The following is an 18,664-nucleotide window of genomic DNA, read 5'->3' on the forward strand; positions in this document are numbered from 1 at the left end:
ATTTGCGGAGAATCCGACATTTATTAATATAAAAATAACAAATAATTAATACACGATTTATCCTCCATTACGCTATATCGCTTAAAATATAATCATGTTACTACAATCTACAATGGAGGATTATACTATGGCGAATAACGAAAACGGCACTAAAGTAATGAGCAAGCATATTACCGGGCAACTACTTGCAATCCTGCTGCCTATGGTAATATCTGCAATTGCATTTGTTACTATTTTTCTGGCTTTTAATGCAAGAAATATCATTATTGATAGCGCGAAGAACGGACTACAGCAGGAAGCAAAAAAAAATGCGTCCGACATCTCCGGAATGATGGAGGGTATTGTTTCCTATTACAATGCGTATGCCGATACACTTCAGGTTTCAGACTACGCAGATGATGCTGCAATCTTAAAATCCTTGGAACCCGGAATGAAAGCCTATCCCGGAGTAGTCAGCGATGTATACCTTGCCTTTGGTAAAGATTACTTCTATGATGGCGGCGGTTGGGTTCCTGACGAAGGCTATGATCCGACAACCAGAGCCTGGTACCAGAACGGACAGGGAAAGTCCAGCATAGTACTCGGAGATCCTTCGGTAGATCTGACAACAGGGCAAATGGTTGTCTGTGGGTCTCGCGGTGTGACACTGACTGACGGAAGATCCGGTGTCCTCTCCACAGATATCGTATTATCCGGAATTTCCGAAACTGCCAGTGCCTATAAGCCACTTGGAACAGGTTCAACAATGATGTTTGATGGAACCATAATGGTTGCATCACCCACAACAGATCAGATAGGTAAGGATGTTTCAGAATATCCTAATGATAACTTTATTCAGGAGATTTCCAAGATAACAACCTCCGGCGGAAGAAGTGATGTATTCGTTCTTCACGGAACTGATGGTGCTGATTACTACGTTTCTATTGATGCGGTAAGCGGTACAAACTGGTATCTGGCATCCTTCGTAAAAGAGAGCGATGTACTGGCTGAATTAAACAAATTTATTATCATCATTGCTGTAATTGGGGTAATAATAATACTTACCGGCTCCGTTGTTATGCTCTTCATACTTAACGCAATGATTGCAAAACCTGTCAGCAGACTTACAGATAATATCACACGTATATCCCAGGGTGACTTCACTGTAGAGATAGCTAAAGGCACACGCGGAGGCGAAAATGAAATAGGCCTTATGAACAACAATATGGCTGATTATGTTGCTCAGATGCGTGATACCCTGATAAAGATGAAAGATGTAACCGAGAAGCTCTCGGGAGAAGCGAATAATTCCAAGAGTGCATCAAGCGACCTGAATTACCAGGCCGATGAACAGTCAAAGGCCATGCAACAGATACAGGGTGCTATGGATGATATGGCAGACGCTGTAACAGAGCTTGCCAATCAGGCAACAACCCTTGCTCAGGAGGTATCAGACCTCACAGACAAGAGCCAGCGGACAAGAGATGTCATGGATTCTCTTGTTACTAAGGCAAAAGACGGACAGCGAGACATGGAAATTGTCCAGAATGGTATGACCGGAATATCACAATCAATGTCAGATATGAACGAGGTTGTTTCGGTAGTTGGAGAGTCCGCCCAGAAGATTAACTCAATCGTAGATATGATCAATTCCATCTCCAGCCAGACTAATCTCCTGTCACTTAATGCATCCATTGAAGCTGCTAGAGCAGGCGAAGCAGGAAAAGGTTTTGCCGTTGTTGCACAGGAAATTGGACAGCTTGCGCAGAACTCTGCTGATTCAACCCAACAGATATCTTCCATCATAAAGGATATCACTATTCAGATTGAGGAGCTTTCACGCAAATCTCAATCCAACATGGATGAGATTCGCTCTAACATGGATGCTGTTGATACTGCAGGCGCTACCTTTGAAGAAATCTTCAAGAGTCTTGACGAAACCAGCGATATTGTTGGAGAAATGATATCCAAAGTCGGCAGTGTAGATGAAATTGCAACCTCTATGGCAGCCATTTCAGAGGAACAGTCAGCAAGTACTCAGGAAGTAAGTGCTACCGCAACACACCTCACATCCAGCGCTGAGATGGTTGCAGAGAATTCTAAAGGTGTTGATCACAGTGCTACCGCTGTAAGTGATTCTTCAGAAGAAATAGAAAACCTTATAAATGTATTTAAAGTATAAGAATGATTTATATCCTATTTAACATAAAAGTGCCTCGTTACCAGAATACTTTTAATGGTGACGAGGCACTTTATACTATAGTTTTACCATCTCTTAAAATTGAATATCTTTTCATTAACAGGACCTACATTTTCAGGTGTAAAGCCCATAAAGAACAGGAATGGCAGCTCGCCCAAGGTATGATTGCCGTTTTCCTTATCATGCTTACGGATTATTCCATAGGCAGGGGGAAGCTCCTTCTCAAGAAGTGCCATCACTTCTTCGTCCTTCTCAAGCTCGGAGAGCCTGGTTTCAGGTCCGTACACGCATCGATAATCTCTTGAAGGCACGTAGCTGATTTCATACTTTCCTGCAGGAAGTACCACTGCTCCGCTTTCATCAATAGTTTCTGCATCAAAACCTGTAACTGCAAGCTTACTTCTGCTAAATCTGGGAAGAGTTACTTTAGCACTTCCGTTAAACGGCACTTCAATATTTAATGTAAATATTCCGTCCTCCCCGATCTTCCAATTGGATACATATTTTCCTGCTGCAGTTACCATAGATGAATTAAAATGTCTGAATTTCATGGAAGGCTGCGGTGCAATTATTGCACTCTTAAAGCCTTCAGTGGCAGGACGAAGTCCTCCTATGTACTCATACATAAACTGCACGACCGTTCCGTATGAATAGTGGTTAAGGGAGTTCATTCCCTCATCACATATTGTTCCATCAGGCATAACCGAATTCCATCTCTCCCAGATTGTGGTAGCTCCAAGATTTACGCAGTAGAGCCAGCTTGGGAACCCTTCATTAAACAGGAAATGATATGCCAGATCCATTCTTCCGATTTTTGCAAGAGTGGTACAAAGAAGAGGTGCTCCCACAAAACCGCATTTTATCTGGTAACAGTCCTTATTAAGTCTGTCAATGAACTGCTCTATGAGCTTATCCCTGTCCACATATACATCGAAGGCAAGTGCAACAATATATGCTGCCTGAGTATCACAGGCAAGACGTCCTGTCTTTGAGAAGTACTCATCAAGAATTGCGCTCTTTACCTTTTCTGCAAGGGCATCATATTTTTTCTTATCCTCTTTGAGTCCAAGCCTCTCTGCCATCTGTGCTGTTATGACTGTTGAGCGATAGTAATAGATTGCAGCAAGGTAGTCGTCATTGGTCCCTCCCTTGAAGCTCTGCTCAGTTATTCCATCAAGACCAAGCCAGTCGCCAAATTGGAAAGGCAAAATGAAGAACCCCTTGTCGCCATGCTCTGCATCATTTCGATGCATGTACTCTACCCAGCCCTTCATCATTTCATAGTGTTCTTTGGTATCCTCCAGAGAACCGAAGGTATTATAAAGTACATTAGGAACTATTGTGCTTACATCAGCCCAGATGCTTCCAACTCCCGCAAGGTTATTGGCTGTATTGGGCAGGAAGCTTGCAACGCCTCCCTCGTGACGCTTTGCATCAAGTGCAAGATCGCGAAGGAACTTCCTGTAGAAGGCACGGGTATCCATGTTGTAGCTGGCTGTCTGAGAAAATACCTGCGCATCACCTGTCCAGCCAAGTCTCTCATTTCTCTGCGGACAGTCTGTGGGCATATCAAGGAAGTTGGATTTTTGACCCCATATGCAGTTTTCATAGAGCCTGTTGATTTTTTCGTTACTGGTCTCAATATAACCTGTGCGTTCCATATCGGAGTAGAGAACGCAGGATCTTATCTTGTCAGTTGTAAGTGCGCACTCCTCCGGCCAACCTTCAATCTTCAGATAGCGGTATCCGAAAAAAGTGAACCTGGGATGTACTGTCTCTTTCCTTCCATCAGATATATAAGTGAACTGAGATCTTGCTTCGCGGTAATTCTTGTTGAAGAAATTGCCTTTCTGAAGTATCTCTCCGCAGGAAATTATTATCTTTGTACCTGCAGGAAAATCAGCATCAAACTCCATTACGCCTGCATGATTCTGTCCAAAATCAACTACAGTTTCACCTGCAGGAGTATGGATTATTTCTTTTGCGGGAAGTATCTCTTTTACAATTACCGGAATACTGTATCTGTCAAGAAGTGCTCTCTCTGCCTTTACTTCGACAGCATTACCGATTTCAGGTGTTCCTGCTGTTCTATCCAGATCTTCTCCGTAATAAATTCCGGATTCGATAACATCATTTTTCAGTACCTTCCAGGTATTGTCCGTTCCGATTACTTCATGGCTTCCATCAGCAAAGTCCACATGGAGCTCAGCAATGGCCTCCATTCTGTCACCGAAATTATGACCGCCCTCAAGACCGAAGTTACTCATATACCAGCCCTTAGCGACCTGGATATCAAGCTGACTTTTTTCACCTATTTTATCTGTCACATCAAATGCAATAATCTGCATTCCTGTTTCATAATCATTGATGTAAGGAGTCAGAACCTCATCTCCGATTTTCTCACCATCAAGATATGCCTCAAATACGCCAAGACAGCTCACATAAAGTCTGGCCTTCACAGGCTTTTCCCTAAGCTCAATGTCTTTTCTGAAAATCGGATGATATTTAGCACCATCCTCTGCTGCAATCCATTTTCCTGTCCAGGCTTCGTCCATCTTTCCAGTCTCAAAGTATTGCACATCTGAGACTGTGGTATCTCCGTTGTCGCCTGTAATCGTCACTCGCCAGAAATATCCGGTGCGGGGCTTTAAGTCAATATTTACCTTATCTCCATTGATAACTTCACCTGTCTGATCAAGGTTAGCAGCCTCTTTTCTGCAGAGAATCTCAGTAAAGTCCCTGTCTGCAGCCACCTCCAGCACGCCATTTTTTAATGTCTTCGCATCTGTCTCTTCCACATTCCAGGATGCTATAAGATTTTTAAAATCATATCCGATTGGGTTAATTATTCCATTAAGTTTTGCTCTTGTTATTTTCATAAATACCTCTTCTATTTTTATGTCATTTCATCACAGCACTTTATTCAGCCAGGTCACAAACAGATCTTTCCACTGTGAAACGGCTGTAAGATCCGGAGGTACAAAGCCGGGATAATATATTGTATCATTCGGCTTACAGCCACCAAAGCCATGTCCTCCATAGGGGAAAACATGCAGCTCGTGAGAAATTTTCTTATTCCTGAGCGCCCTTGCAAAATCCACCATATGGTATGCATCAATCACATCATCATCAGCTGCGTTACACATAAATATTGGGCATACCTCATCATTTACATGATCCTTTAATTCGTATCTGGCAGCAAAATCAGCTCTCCTCCCGGCATCATTATAGGTTTCAGCATCAGCCATAACCACCTGGATTTTGTCATTTGCAACAGTAACAGCCGGATATATCAATCCTGCTGCATTGGGCTTTCCGTCCACCTTATCGATCTCATCTTCCACATAATCGCTAATTCCTACTGCCCCGTTTTGAGTGATAACTGCCTGAACACCTACAAGATTTCCTCCTGCTGAAAAACCTACTGTAGCTATCTTGTCAGGATCAATCCCATATTCATCTGCATGGAATCTTACATATCTGATTGCACGCTGAAGATCAAGAAACATGTAAGGAGCCTTGTATGGATATGATCTGTACCAGAGAATAAAACAGCTTATTCCTGCTGCATTTAAAAACTCGGCTATATCTGCTCCCTCACTATCAATACTCTTGGTAAGATATGCACCTCCCGGACAGGAAATCACGCATTTCTTACTTCCAGGTACAAGATATGGAACAATGAAAGGCTCATCCACATAAGTCTCATTTGCATAACCATCCTTTATTTCTTCACGATATACCATGGTATCGTTGCCACGCATATCGCCAATTTTATCTGTGGTTTTATCCCATATTCCGGGATATTTAACAAACATATCCTCGGGAGAAAGCGAATCATCCCAGTTCATTCTGTCATGCTTGGACTCTCCGGTATTTCCCGGAATATTTTCACCCCATATTTTAATTATCTCTTTCTCTTTTTCAGGACTAAATCTCATTTTTAACCTCGCTTTATATCATCATTTAAATAGCCTCGATAATATCCAATAATATTGAACTTATCTCAGCCTCTGTACTTCCCCGTGAGTAATTCCGTTTTCATTAAAGGCATCGACCTGAAGGTATACCTCCTGACCTTTTATAAGTGCACCGATAGATCTCGTACCCTTAGATGAGCCTTTCTCCGGGTAGTACATGCAACTGTGATAGAGCTTATTCTCTGCATGTCCCCACTTAATGTTATAACCATCCGCGCCCTCGGAAGACATTGTTATACTCATATCCAATTCGCTCTCAATAGTAGCAGTAAATGTAACCTCTCCGGGAGCCCTTCCGTTACCTTTTCCAAATACGCGAATACCTGATACTGCTGCCTTTTGATTCATTGGAAGCTCCAGAATTGTGAGCTTTATAAAACGTAACCTTTTTCCATTTTCTATAAGCAAAGTATCATGAGGAAGATTGGTATCAGCCTTGGATTTATCGCTCAGAATCTCATAGTTTTCGCCATCAGATGATCCTTCCAGCACATATCTTGTCACATATTTTCTCTCATCAATGAGTCTTGCACCGAATCCGTTTTCAGGTATCTCTCCGGGCGGAAGTGCGTCAATACTGTCATCCGCGAAATTGATCTGAATAAATCTGACGTCCTTAACTTCGCGCATATCCATGAGAAGCCATTCGCCGGGCTTGTTGTCTGCTGCTCTCCACCAGGTTCTGGTATCCTCTTCACAGGCTCTCTCAGGATTGTTATCACCTACAGGTGAAACCGTATCCTCTTTACTTACAGATGATGCACTCATCTTTGCATTCCTGCTAAGAAGGAACCATTCAGGCTCAGCCCATGGATCCGGTTTCCCGTCATTTATGCTCCTTGGCCAGTCTCCGTAGCCAGTATTACAGAACAGCTCACCATCATTATCAAAGCCTGCAGGCCATATACCGACTCTTCGCTCCATGGGATCATTAAGGCTTATTCTCATGGTTGATGTATGCCAGAAATTACCGTTTTTATCCTCCATAGTTGAGCCATGTCCTGCCCCAGGCATAAATCCTCCGGGCTGATAGGAATAGGGATTGTTCTTTGCAAGCTCAAAAGGTCCAAGGGGTGAATCGGATACATATACCCCATCGTTGTAAACATTATATTCAGCACCTGTCGCTGCATACTGAAGATAATATTTTCCATCATGCTTATTCATGTATGCACCTTCAATGAAAGGATTGTTGCTGAGCATACTCCTAAAGAAAGCCTTGTCTGTATCAGAGGCCTTACTAAATGCCTCTTCTCCCATATTCTTTTTAAATCCCTCAAATACTCTGTCCAGCTCCTCGCCTTCAATAAGTCTCTTTGAATGGTTCTCACCGCATCTCTCATAGCCAAGTTCCTTTGGGCGTCCATGAACAAGCTCTATTCTCTCTGAAAGAGGCTTCATAGTCTCAGGTTCAAGTTCTACTCCCCAGATTGGTGTCATATTAGAGCATCCCCAATAGAAATAAACTCTTCCGTCATCATCCTGAAAAAGGTTGGGATCCCAGAAGTCAAAGGTTCCCTCTATCTCCTCATATGGTCCGTTCTCAATATCTCTGGTGCGATAGAAGTTGCAGATTTCTCCCCTTTTTGATGCACTAAAATATACATAGTCTCCGATGACTCTTACATCCGGAGCATAGTCAAGAAGAGGAAGATTATCGGGAAGTCGCACGCTCTTCCAATTGATGAGATCATCAGATACCCACACTGACATATTCATGGATGCAAAAATATAGTATTTTCCCTTATAAAATAAAAATGTGGGATCAGCTGCTTCTCTGGAAATGTGCTGCTCGCCAGACATTCCGTCCTTTATGAATTGGTAATGGTAATCTATGTTTATGGGATTGCAAAGTATTTTTTTCACGTTATTCTCCTTAGTAATTATCCCCTCAAGAGGAAGACTTGATATTTGCAGCGATTAGAAGCGGTATCTTGCTCTCTTTTTATAGATTCTATTATTTGGGGAATAATTACTGAACAGTTTTTATTTTTGATAATCCGGCATTTAAAAGGGCCATCACTTTACAGAAATATTAAGAAGTTCGCAAAATCCGCTTATTTTGTAGTCTGTCTTTTCGTATGCTGCTGCGTCGCCTATTCCCGCAACTCTCATGCCGGCTCTTTTACCTGCGATAACTCCGGCAACAGCATCCTCAACAACTACGCAGTTATCGGGATTTTCACTTAAAAATTCTGCTGCCTTTGAGAACACCTCCGGATCAGGCTTGGATTTTGTAATATTTGTTCCGTCAGATATAGCGTCAAAGTAATCTGTAAGTCCCACCCTTTCCAGGATGTACTTTGTATTTTTACTTGAAGAACCTATCGCAAGCTTGTGCCCTCTGTTTCTAAGTTCCGCAAGTGTATTCCTTACTTCAGGTGATACGTCTTCCGGTGTCATTGTTCCCAGAAGTTCCCTGTAATATTCATTTTTCTCAGCAGCAAGATCTTCCTTTTCTTCTTCGGAAAACTTTCTGACACTGTCTTCCAGAATAATATCCAGAGATTCCATTCTGCTGACACCGCGAAGTCTTGAATTCTTCTTTTCATCAAAGCCTATTCCCAGCTTATTCGCTATCATTTTCCATCCCTGATAGTGATATTTATCAGTAAAAACAAGAACCCCGTCAAGATCAAATATAAAAGCTTTCATAATATGTCATCCTCCCGCTTTAAAATCTCAAATCCATTTTTCCGCAGAAAGGATCAACAGGTGATTTTCCCTTAAATTCACTTCTGCCTAAAATCTTGTCAATTGCTGCATCCATAACGAATTCAGAATTACAGTAACAGTTGATAAAGGTCTTTATCATCGGTGCATCGAGAAGATGATACGGATTACCGAAGCTTATAAACATAACCGGGAGCTCATGTACCATCCAGGGCATGTTATTTCCAAGTCCGAACATTGTGTGCCAGTTCATTCTTGCTGTGGTTTTGTTGGATGCAGTTTCCACATTTCCAACATAGATGATTAGATCGTATCTGGATTTTAGCTTTGAAACGGAATCGGTCATTACTTCAAAGCCTTCTTTTTCATACAGCGTCACATCAAAACCTTCAGCCTTAAGTCTATCCATTACAAATTTTGTTACGCGCTCGTCAGACTCAAAACCTCCCATCATTTCAAGAAGAAGTCTTTTATGATTTTCAGGCTTTATGGGAAGGAGCTTCTGTGTATCCTTTACAAGGGTAATTCCTTCATCAGCACACTCCTTTGCCCAGGTCACATGCTCCTCTGATGAGAGAATGTTAAGCCCTTCCTTAGCAGGAACCAGAGTACCGTTTGCCTTCTTTTCAGGAAGATTAAGAGCTGCCTTGGTCGCAAGAATTCGCTTAACGGCCTCCTCTAATCTCTCTTCGGACAGGATGCCCTTTTCATAGCCCTTGTGCATGTATTCGTAATCTTCATCGATGTTTCTGTTAAACAGGAACATGTCGCAGCCGTTTTCTATGCAAAGTGGAACAGCATGTTCTCTGTCCATTGCACTGCAAAAGCCCACCATAGGCGTGGCATCAGACACAATAAGACCGTTAAACCCGAGCTTTTCCCTGAGAAGTTTACCGAGAAGATTTTTAGACAGCGTAGCAGGAATAATCTTTTCAGGTGCTTTTCCATCAAAGAGTTCCTCATAGGCAGGCATTGCGATATGTCCCGCCATCACGCTAAGTGTTCCGGCATCGATCATTGCCTCGTAGATTTTTCCGTAGCTTTCGTCCCACTCTTCAACAGAGAGTGAATTGACACTTGTAAGAAGGTGCTGGTCTCTCTCGTCTATTCCGTCACCCGGGAAGTGCTTTACTGCTGTAGCAACGCCCTCTTCGGCTGCTGCCTTAAGATAACCTCTTCCCATATCGATGACTGTCTGCACATCATCTGAAAATGCCCTAACATTTATAATTGGATTATGGTAGTTTCTGTCGAGATCAACTACAGGTGCAAAGGACCAGTTATCTCCTACAGCTGCGCCTTCTGAGCAGCTAACCTTCCCCAGCTCATAACCGCGTCTGGCATTTCCTGTAGCACCAACAAGCATCTCTCTGCCATAGTAGGTTCCTTCAACTGCCGAACCATTTCCGCCATACTCGAGGTTTGCAGCAATGAGGAGTGGTATATTGCTCTCCTTTTGTAAAAAGCTCTGAGCCTTCCATATTTCCTCGCCCGGTCCTTCTCTGTAAAGTAGTCCACCTATCTTATATTTATCGAGGGTCTCCTTTAATTCGTTCTCATCCTTGCTGAAAATAACCGGACAGAAAAGCTGTCCGATTTTTTCATCAAGCGTCATTTTTTCATATGTATCCTCAACCCATTTGATTTTCTCATCGCTTAAGTTAAAGGGTTTGTCTTTGTAATTGATCATAATCATGCTCCTATCTTTCGGCATTATTGCTATGCTTATGCATTTTGCCTCGCTTAAACAATTTCATGATTATGATTCTATTATTTGGGAAATAATTACTGAACAGTTTTTATTATTGACAATCCGACATTTTTTAATGTATTAGATTCAGTTTAGCTATGGATCCAATAGGCTGAATTTTCATCCGGGATTGTCCATTACTTTTGTTTTTCTGCCATAGTTTTTTCCTCGTATAAAATAAAAAAGTGCCCACAGCACTCTCATGCTGTGAGCCCTAAAAAATCTCTTAGTCCTCATCCCTTATTTTATCAAGCGCCTCAGATATAATCTTTTCATCATGTCTGAAAATCAGGTAGGTTCCAAACCAGGATCCGATGTAGATAATCACATAAATTATTGAGGTAACGATAAAGCCGAAGATTCCGTGATACCAGTAGCAGATACGCCCGAACGACATGATAACCGCGTAGAGCAGAATAAAATGCGCCACCGTTTTCAGTTTAAATTTCAAATCCGCATTTTCATTCTTGTCGCTGTCGTTGTCGCCATAATAAAACATCACGGTTACGAGACTGCACATAAAGCTGGCAACCACAATGGATCCAGGAATATACCAGTCAAAATGATAATCAAGCGGTCTCATTACCAGAAGGCCGTAGATACCGACATAGCACAGTACCATGAAGCTTACCATCATAGTCTGTTCAATTATAGTTTTCACCTTTTTCATATCATAACCCCAATCTGTTCTTCATCTCTTTGACGTAGCTTCTGGTGATAATGACGGGCTCACCGTTTAGCAGTGTTGCGCGCATCCTCGCATTGGATTCAGCCTTCACACTTTTGATCTTCCTGATATTGCAGATCATGGATTTGGAGCACCTGAAAAATCTGTAATCCAACTGTCCCTCCACCTCATATAGTCTGCTCTTTATCTCAAGACAGTCGTCCTTTGTGTAGGCAAAGCACTTGTCATCAACCGTTTCAAAATAGTAAATCTTCGAAATGGCACAGGGTACACTTTCGCCGTCCTTGTACCCCAGAATCATCTGCTCTCCGTTCTCAAGAAGTCCTATCACGGTATCTATGGAAGATGTGCGCTCGTGAGCATTGATCACCGCGTATTCAGTTTCCCCTTGCGGAATCTTATTAAAAGTAACCCTCAAAACTTTTCCCCTTTATCTCTTGTTGTAAACCTTGGGATATATGAGCCTTATGGCTGCAATGAATATAACTGTTACTATTATTATATATATGCACGACTGATTCAATGAAAAGGTTTTTCCGAGTGCGCATTGATTGAAGGAAAAGACTTCGCGCATGGCATCCATGAATGCACCGTTATCTACTCCACCTATGCTCTCATCCATGTGACGGAGCACTCCTCCGGTCAGATAATTTCTGATAAGAATTGAGATGCCTGTAGCAGGTACGAGGTTACATACATTCTGGATAGTTTTGTTAAACTCCGAAAGCGGAATGTACGCACCGATCACAAAACCCGATACCGCAGACAGAATTCCCATGAAGGCGCTGCAGGTTCCCATGTTTCTGAAGAACATCATAAACAGCATGAAAATTGCCGTTGAAGAAACCGTTCCGAGGAAAATAACTCCCACGAGTTTAACGATGTCGGATGCCACAAGATACATGGAGCCGTTTACCGCAAGGATTCCTATTCCGCACGCCAGAACTATCATTGTCTGTAAAAAAGCGGCCGTCACTGCTGCAAGAAAATAAGAAAGGATGATCTCCCATCTTTTAACGGGAGTTGAAATCATATCGAGGTCAACCTTATCCTCTCTGTCCTTAACGATGATCTCCAGTGCGTTATAAGGGATTGTAAGAAGCGCGGTGCTTATTATTCCCGTGAGCAGAAGTCCGTTTACAAACTGATCCATATCCGCTGCGCTTATGAAATTCGAAAGCCCTGCCGCAGCTCCTTCAAGTGATGAAACAAAAGTGTTTTTAAGGAAAAGCAGGTAAAGCGCAAGTATGATAATAGGTGTCAGCATCGAGAAAAATATCGCTCCTTTATCATTAAAAAATACCATCATATTTCTCTTTGTAAGTCCTAAAAGTCCTCTGAATTTAGCCATTGCACTCCACCATTTCCTTTCCTGTAAGTGTTAAAAATACGTCGTCCATTGTTCCCTTGATCACTTCAAAATCCTTGATATAATCTTTGTTTCTCCAAACAAATTCGGATATTCCCTCATCCATCGCTATGTTGTAATGATCCGCTTCGTAGCGATATTTCTGCACATTAGGATTCTCCAGGATTCTCTTGTTCTCCTCAGATTCCTCAGCGTACCAGATGAGCTTTTTGCCCGTGTACCTGCTCTTAAGTTCAGCAGGTGTCCCCTCGGCTATGATGTTTCCCTTATCCATGATCACCACGTTGTCAGCTTCCGCCGTCTCCTCCATGTAATGAGTTGTGAGGAAAATTGTTAGATTCTCATGCTTTCTTAAGTGGTTGATGTAGTCCCAAACCATCTTGCGTGACATCGGATCAAGTCCGGTGGTGGGCTCATCCAGGAACAAGATGTTAGGCTTGTGGATGAGAGATCTTACTATATCAACTCGTCTTCTCTGTCCGCCTGAGAGTCTTTCATATTTTCTGTTCCAGATTTCTTCCAGATTGAATTCTTCCCAGAAATCCTTGAGCCTCTCCATTATCTCGCTCTTGGTGTAGCCGTAGTAGGCTCCCCTAGTCATAAGATTCTGCTTTACCGTGAGCTTATCATCGAGAACCGAATTCTGAAAAACGATTCCGATTTCTTTTCTGATAAGATCATTCTCTTTTCCAAGTTCATGTCCCATGAGGATCGCCTGTCCTGAAGTTCTCGGAAGAATTGTACTTAGCATGTTTATCGTTGTGGATTTTCCGGCGCCGTTCTCTCCGAGGAAGGCGAACAGCTCACCCTGTTTTACCGAAAAAGAAATATTATTTACAGCTGTCATAGCTCCGTACTTTTTCTGCAGTCCTTTTACTTCAATTGCATTTTGCATACCGTACCCCTTTCGTCAAAGCTTATATTTTTTCTTTCAAATTTATTTCTGTGTTCTTTCTGAAAACGATATTAACGCATTTTTGACAGAAAAAAAGTGCAACTGCGGTGAGTTGCACTTTTCATTAGGTGAAATACATTTTTTCCTTTTTGCAACAACATTGCTCACTAAAGCTTTTAAATTACTTCCTTCCCATCCACCTTAAGCATTCGATAGCCTATTCCGACATGTGTCTGAATATAAGCAGAAGAATCATTTTTATCCTCAAGCTTTTTTCGGAGAGTGGCCATAAACACACGAAGCGATGCTACATTACTGTCCCAGGCACTACCCCATATTTTTTGTGTTATATATTTGTGCGTAAGAACTTTTCCGGTGTTCTTTGCAAGAAGACAGAGAAGTTTATACTCAATAGGAGTAAGCTTCAGTTCTTCTCCGTTTTTATAAGCGCAGCCTGCCGCCAGATCAATTTTCAGTTTTCCGTTTTCATAGACAGAGCTCTCGGAAGCATCATTATCCGGCTGTAGCATGGCTATTCTTCTTTGCATTACACGAAGTCTTGCCAGAAGCTCCTCCACAGAAAAAGGCTTTGTGAGATAATCATCTGCGCCAGCATCAAGAGCTTCTATTTTATCTTCGTCCTCACTCCTTGCGCTGATCACTATAATTGGCATATTTGACCATTCACGAATTCGTTTTATCACCTCAACCCCATCAAAATCCGGAAGTCCCAAGTCAAGAAAAACAACGTCAGGATTATGTGTTGAGGCTTGAAGAATTGCTTCTTCTGCGTCCTTCGCCAACAAGTATTTATACTCATGGGTTTTTAAAGTTGTAGCTATTAGGTTTCTGATCGGAGGATCATCCTCCACAACCAGAATCTGAAATTTATTCATTTATACACACATCTTTCTTTTTCAGATAAAAAGTTATAATACACCCCGAAGGATAGTTATCCCTGATTTCAATAGTTCCTCCATGAGCCTCCACTATTGATCTGCACAAGGCAAGTCCAAGCCCCATACTTCTCTTACCATCCGCAACAGTGTTATGCCCGGTATAAAACATGTCATAGGCATGCTCCTTCATATTATCATCCATACCGGGACCATTATCTATAACATTCACATAAACAAGATCGTCCTTGACTCCATATGAAATATCTATCTCGGAGCCTTTCTGGGTATACTTTATTGCATTGTTTACGAGATTAATTATAACCTGCGTAATTAGTTTTGCATCCATTTCCGCAACGACAAGATCCTCAGCGCGACTTATCTTTATCTCATGATCTACCCTGTTCCTGTCAATGTGTTTAATAGCCTCATCAACAATATCATCAAGAACTTCCAGTGATTTATTCAGCTGCATCTCGCCATTTTCTATCCTTGTTACGGATAAAAGATTCTCAACCAGCTGTATAAGCCACTCGGAGTCATCATAGATGTCAGAAAAAATCTGTTCTCTGGTCTCATCATCAAGGTACTTATAATGGCTACAGAGATTACTTGCATTTCCGGATATTGATGTCAGCGGAGTCCGTAGATCATGCGATATTGTCCTTAATATATTTGCCCGCAGCTTTTCATTCTGAGCCATTAGTGCTGCTTCTTCCTTAGCTTTCTCGTTGTTGAGGTTTTCCAAAGCAAGTGAGCATTCGCCAAGTATAGATAGAAGAATACTGTATTCAAACGAACTCAGGACCTTTTTCCCGACACGTATTCCCATTATTCCATAAACAGTTCCATTTATTCTGATAGCAAGATACAGGCATTTTGCGCTATTGAAAACCTTGGTCGTAGCCCCGGCTCTTTTCTTATTTGCAAGAACCCATTTTATAACCTCGTCTTCATCATGATTCCGGAAAGGTGTCCCATTACCGTCACCATCGCTAAGATAAATGTACCCCTCCCCAAGTTCGTCGTTTTCCACAGGATATATGATTACGTCCTTATCAAGAAGCAGAATCACCTGATTTGCCATAACATTTAAAATATCATCAGCAGTTCTCCTTTTTTGAAGAAGTTGGTTAGTATCAAATAGCACTTTGGTATGAAAAGCAGACTGTGCAGATTCTCTGGCCACATCCTTTAATCTGTAAGCAAGCGATCCGGTCAACAAAGCAGCTACCAGCATAATTACGAAAGTGACAAAATATCCGGGTTCAAATACATGGAAAGTGAGCCTTGGTTCAGTGAAAAAGAAATTAAACAAAAGGACACTACAGAATGAACTGATCAGACTGCAAAAATGGCTCCTCGTAAGGATGGCACTGAGCAGAGCCCCAAAGATGTATACCGTTATAATATTGGATTCGGTGAACCCAAGCCTGCGGAAGCATATTCCCACCAGGGTCATTCCTACCAAAAGAGCAGTTGTGATCAGAAAATCTTTTCCCGTAGGAGCAATATGTTCTGCAAACCTGCTGCTTTGCTCAATTTTACTGTTAGTCTTTGAATCGGGAATAATATATATATCGATACCCGGAGCAATTGAAATAAGCTGCTCCGTGACAGTCTGTCTCTCCCAAAAATGGTATCTCTTGGTATTGCTTCGTCCTATAACAATTTTAGTAACTCCCGAAACCCTGGCAAACTCAGCAATTGCAAAGGGTATACTCTCTGCAATTACTGTGGTTATCGTCGCACCTATATCCTCAGCATGCCTTATATTATTTTGAAGTCGGACGGAATCCTCATCAGGCAGATTATCCTCCTGTGTTTTGGAGACATAAAGTGCCGTAAAATTTGCATGAAATGCTTTTGCCAGTTTTGATGCCTCATCAATGATTTTTCTGTTTGTTGGTGAAGGTGATAGGCAGACAAGTACATGCTCAGTAGGGATTGTGCCTTCGGTTCTTGTTTCGTAAGTCATGAACTATCCCTTTCTTTTTTCGTTCACCCTTAGACCCTTCAATACCCCAAATATAGGAAAAAACCTTATTTGTAATATAAAAGGCCCCGAGGAAAAATGGAATCATTGCCAAAAAAGCTATAACATCTATCATAATTATAACCCTCCGCTCAGATGTGAAAACATCTTTGTATCGCTTTATGTTCTCCCAGTACCAGTAAAGTCTGTCCCTCCTTAATTACATCATCAGGCGAAATAGTCAGATTCATGTCACCATTCTCTTTGATAGCCATAATATTTATTCCGAATTTTTGTCTGATGTTTATTTCTTTTATACTTTTCCCTATCCAGTCTCTTGGAAGTTTCACTTCAAAGATAGCGTGATTATCGTCCAGTTTGACATAATCCAGAATATGATTTGATGTGTACCTTATGGCAGTCCACTTAGCTATCTCCTTTTCCGGATTAACCACTTCATCCGCTCCGTTCCTTAGCAGGAACTTTGCCTGAACCTCCCTGTTTGCTCTTGAAACAACTTTTTTCCCTCCAAGCTCCTTTAAGAGTGAAGTTGTCTCAAGTGAACTCTGAAAATCATTTCCTATAGTTTCGATACACACATCAAAATTATTTATTCCTATAGACCGTAGAAAGTTCTCATTTGTACTATCTCCTATAAGAGCATTTGTAACGTAAGGAAGAACCTCGTTAATTCGCTCTTCATCCTTATCAATTGCCATGACCTGATGTCCAAGCTCATGAACCTGTTTGGCAATAAGCATTCCGAAATTGCCTACCCCGATTATTAGTATAGATTTCATTTCTTACTCCTTATCCCGCCATTATGTTCTCAGTAGGATATCTGAGAATACTCTTATCCTTGTGTGAAAAAGCGGCAAATACAATGGTCAGACCCCCGACTCTCCCAAAAAACATAAGTGACATCAGCAAAATGTGCGAAAAAAACGAGAGTGACGGTGTAACCCCAAGTGTGAGGCCTACTGTTCCGATAGCTGAAAAAGCCTCAAACATGCAGGTTTCCATAGGAAGATTTTCTGTCATGCTAATAATTGTTGCAGCACCGATTGAAAAGGTCACATACATAAAAAGAATAGTAGATGCACTTTTTACAATGCAGTCCTCAATTCTTCTACCAAAAATGTTTGCATTTGGTTTACTTCCAAATACAGCAATGGCATTGGCATAAAGAATAGCCACCGTAGTTGTTTTCATGCCTCCGGCAGTTGATCCCGGGGCTCCTCCGATCAACATGAGAATCATTGTTATCCCCTGCCCCACATCTGTTATTTTAGTAAGATCAGCTGTGTTAAATCCGGCTGTTCTGGGCGTTATTGCCTGAAAAACAGACATATATATGCGCTCATCCATAGGAGCACTTGAAAATTCCGTAAAGAAGAAAATGATAGATGGAATGATTATAAGGATCGCGGTAGTCACTATAACCACCTTTGTCTGCATTCTGTATTCACTAAAAGCATTTTTTTTGGATATAACATCCTTCCAAGTAACAAAGCCGATACCACCTATTACTATCAGCATTGAAATAACTAAACTAAGATATCCGTTAGCGGAAAAAGATGTCAAAGAACTAAATTCGCCCGTTTTATTTCCCATCAGATCGAAGCCGGCATTACAAAAGGCAGAAACTGCATGAAACAGCGACATCCATATTCCTTTTATGCCATACGCAGGCACAAATACCGGAAGCAGAAGAACTGTTCCTGCCATTTCAATCAGGAAAGATATCTTAAAAATAAATCTGGTAAGCTTTACAATTCCACCTACCTGCGGAGCAGAGATTGCATTCTGCATAGTTTGTCTCTGCATAAGACTGATTTTTCTTCCTGCAAGCATCACCATCAAAGATGCAACTGTAATAACCCCCAGCCCTCCGATCTGAATAAGAATCAATATCACAAGCTGCCCAAAAAACGACCAATAGGTGGCTGTATCAACTACAACAAGTCCCGTTACACAAACTGCTGATACGGATGTAAAAAGAGCCTTATCAAAAGGTGTAAGCACTCCAATTCTTGAAGCGATCGGCAGCATAAGCATAAAGGCACCCAGCAAAATAACGCCGGCAAATCCTATAATAATAATCTGAAAGGAAGTAAGTCTCTCCTTTACACTTTTTATTAATGTCATATATAAACTCCTGTTGACCTCTGTTTTTTACATAAAATTTCTGTGAGGTCTTATTACTTATCTAGATATTAACTCCGAATCAAATAAGACTATATTAAACATTGCTCTCTC

Annotated in this window: 14 protein-coding genes; 1 reads left to right on the forward strand and 13 read right to left on the reverse strand. The window is 41.6% G+C overall.

The features are described from left to right. Positions 1-127: 127 nt before the first annotated feature. Positions 128-2,161 carry a methyl-accepting chemotaxis protein gene (locus G596_RS22035; protein WP_022762128.1) on the forward strand — a complete coding sequence of 678 codons (2,034 nt, stop codon included), beginning with the start codon at positions 128-130 and terminating at the stop codon, positions 2,159-2,161. 83 nt (positions 2,162-2,244) lie between these two features. Here the strand turns inward: G596_RS22035 and G596_RS0112215 are convergent, their stop codons facing one another. The 13 genes from G596_RS0112215 to G596_RS0112280 form a co-directional block, all read right to left on the reverse strand. Beyond that, positions 2,245-5,058 carry an alpha-L-rhamnosidase gene (locus G596_RS0112215; protein ID WP_022762129.1) on the reverse strand — a complete coding sequence of 938 codons (2,814 nt, stop codon included), beginning with the start codon at positions 5,056-5,058 and terminating at the stop codon, positions 2,245-2,247. Between the two features lie 30 nt (positions 5,059-5,088). Continuing rightward, positions 5,089-6,120, reverse strand: coding sequence for an alpha/beta hydrolase (locus G596_RS0112220; protein ID WP_022762130.1), 1,032 nt, complete (start codon positions 6,118-6,120; stop codon positions 5,089-5,091). Between the two features lie 60 nt (positions 6,121-6,180). After that, the gene (locus tag G596_RS0112225; RefSeq protein WP_022762131.1) at positions 6,181-8,025 is read right to left on the reverse strand and encodes a family 43 glycosylhydrolase; all 1,845 of its coding nucleotides are present in this window, start codon (positions 8,023-8,025) and stop codon (positions 6,181-6,183) included. A gap of 153 nt (positions 8,026-8,178) precedes the next feature. Continuing rightward, complete coding sequence (pgmB, locus tag G596_RS0112230) at positions 8,179-8,814, reverse strand: beta-phosphoglucomutase (protein ID WP_022762132.1); 636 nt, start codon at positions 8,812-8,814, stop codon at positions 8,179-8,181. Positions 8,815-8,833: 19 nt separating this feature from the next. Further along, on the reverse strand, positions 8,834-10,522 hold the full coding sequence (locus G596_RS0112235; RefSeq protein ID WP_022762133.1) for a glycoside hydrolase family 3 protein: 1,689 nt from the start codon (positions 10,520-10,522) through the stop codon (positions 8,834-8,836). A 286-nt stretch (positions 10,523-10,808) separates the two neighbouring features. Beyond that, positions 10,809-11,252, reverse strand: a complete 444-nt coding sequence (locus G596_RS0112245) for a DUF3021 family protein (protein ID WP_022762134.1) — start codon at positions 11,250-11,252, stop codon at positions 10,809-10,811. 1 nt (position 11,253) lies between these two features. After that, the gene (locus G596_RS0112250) at positions 11,254-11,688 is read right to left on the reverse strand and encodes a LytTR family DNA-binding domain-containing protein (protein WP_022762135.1); all 435 of its coding nucleotides are present in this window, start codon (positions 11,686-11,688) and stop codon (positions 11,254-11,256) included. 12 nt (positions 11,689-11,700) lie between these two features. Next, positions 11,701-12,621: an ABC transporter permease gene (locus G596_RS0112255; RefSeq protein ID WP_022762136.1), complete on the reverse strand. Its 921-nt coding sequence runs from the start codon at positions 12,619-12,621 to the stop codon at positions 11,701-11,703. Then, entirely contained in the window at positions 12,614-13,534 is a 921-nt protein-coding gene (locus G596_RS0112260) for an ABC transporter ATP-binding protein (protein ID WP_022762137.1), read from the reverse strand. Before G596_RS0112260 ends, G596_RS0112255 begins: the two co-directional genes overlap by 8 nt. Positions 13,535-13,710: 176 nt before the next feature. Then, a complete protein-coding gene (locus G596_RS0112265) occupies positions 13,711-14,430 on the reverse strand; it encodes a response regulator transcription factor (protein ID WP_022762138.1) in 720 nt (239 codons plus the stop codon). After that, entirely contained in the window at positions 14,423-16,408 is a 1,986-nt protein-coding gene (locus tag G596_RS22040; protein ID WP_022762139.1) for a DUF4118 domain-containing protein, read from the reverse strand. The genes G596_RS0112265 and G596_RS22040 overlap by 8 nt, the downstream gene beginning before the upstream one ends. A gap of 149 nt (positions 16,409-16,557) precedes the next feature. Continuing rightward, positions 16,558-17,205 (reverse strand): potassium channel family protein, encoded by a 648-nt coding sequence (locus G596_RS0112275; protein WP_022762140.1) that lies wholly within the window; start codon positions 17,203-17,205, stop codon positions 16,558-16,560. Between the two features lie 10 nt (positions 17,206-17,215). Further along, on the reverse strand, positions 17,216-18,553 hold the full coding sequence (locus tag G596_RS0112280; RefSeq protein WP_022762141.1) for a TrkH family potassium uptake protein: 1,338 nt from the start codon (positions 18,551-18,553) through the stop codon (positions 17,216-17,218). Between the last annotated feature and the right edge of the window lie 111 nt (positions 18,554-18,664).

Origin of the sequence: Butyrivibrio sp. AD3002 (genome assembly GCF_000420905.1) — a bacterium.
GTDB lineage: Bacteria > Bacillota > Clostridia > Lachnospirales > Lachnospiraceae > Butyrivibrio.